A 369-nucleotide genomic window follows, 5' to 3' on the forward strand; every position below is an offset into this window, starting at 1 on the left:
GCCGGGCAGACCTGGCTTTCCACCGCAGCGTGATCGCGGCAAGCCACAACGTCGTTTTGAAAGGATTGATCGGGATGCTGGAGGCGGCGCTGAGCGCATCCTTTCTCGTCACCAACAGGTTGATGGAAGCGCAGTCGCGGGCGCTGGCAGCGCATCAAACCGTGCTTGAGGCGATCCGCATGCGGGATACGGCGGGAGCCAGGGCCGCAATGAACCGGCTGCTCGATATCGCCGCCGACGATCTGCAGGTCGCCTAGAAAAAGAAAAGGCCGCCTCGAGGGCGGCCTTTCACCATCCGCAGAACGCGGTGTTATTCGGCGTCCTTGGCAGCTTTCTTCTTCGGCGCGGCCTTTTTCTTCGGCTCTTCCG

General features: G+C 62.1%; 1 protein-coding gene. It reads left to right on the forward strand.

What is annotated here, in order from left to right; genetic code table 11:
• Positions 1 to 257: FadR/GntR family transcriptional regulator (locus tag E5W87_RS35280; RefSeq protein WP_292408550.1), on the forward strand; the 257-nt coding region annotated here is incomplete at its 5' end.
• Positions 258 to 369: the final 112 nt, after the last annotated feature.

Source organism: Mesorhizobium sp. (assembly GCF_004962925.1).
In the GTDB taxonomy this organism is placed as follows: Bacteria; Pseudomonadota; Alphaproteobacteria; order Rhizobiales; family Rhizobiaceae; genus Mesorhizobium.